Source organism: Vibrio sp. 1580 (assembly GCF_033340055.1).
In genome coordinates this window covers 1-708 of the sequence record NZ_JAWOVT010000280.1, presented here as the reverse complement: position 1 = coordinate 708, position 708 = coordinate 1, and the positions used below count along the sequence as shown (strand labels likewise).

Annotated in this window: 1 protein-coding gene and 1 pseudogene; both read left to right on the top strand. The window is 48.4% G+C overall.

Annotated elements, in window-relative coordinates; genetic code table 11:
• Window positions 1-362, top strand: a 362-nt coding sequence (locus R7093_RS25515) for an ABC transporter permease subunit (protein WP_140322837.1), incomplete at its 5' end; no start/stop codon positions are given.
• Between the two features lie 30 nt (window positions 363-392).
• Window positions 393-708: pseudogene (locus R7093_RS25510) on the top strand (phosphate ABC transporter, permease protein PstA); the annotation flags it as partial.

Here is a 708-nt window from a genome sequence, read left to right as displayed (position 1 = left end):
TGTCTGATGGATCGTTAGCGCTTGGGGCCACTCCTTGGCAAACCTTGATTTACGTCGTGCTACTTACGGCCAGCCCAGGTATTTTCTCCGCCATTATGATGGGGCTTGGACGTGCAGTTGGTGAGACGATGATTGTCTTGATGGCGACTGGCAACACGCCTTTGATGGACTGGAACATTTTAGAAGGCCTTCGCAGCTTATCGGCAACCATTGCGGTGGAGTTGCCAGAGTCTGAAGTTGGCAGTTCGCATTATCGTTTGTTGTTCCTCGCTGCGTTGATTTTGTTTGTCTTCACCTTTGCGGTGAACGCGCTGGCAGAGTTGGTACGTCAAAGATTGAGAGATAAATACCGTGCGTTGTAGTTTAGATCAGGAAAAAGAGCGAGTGACTGAATGTTAAATTGGATTCGTTCTGGCGCACCGTGGATATGGCTAACAGGCGGTGCGGTCAGCATCAGTTTGTTATCGGTGTTAGGGTTATTGCTCCTCATTGGTTGGAAAGGATTAACCTATTTCTGGCCTGCGCCATTGTATCAATGGAACGTAACGTCGTTGACGCCGGTGCAAGGTGAAGCGCTGCATGAAAACACCATTTTGATTGGCCAGATTTACGAGCGCAGCTTTGTTCCGAGAAGCTATCTTCCAGTGGATGCCGTCAAGAAGTTAGACGAAGATGAGGATTTCGCGACTCGATTGAACATCAAAATTG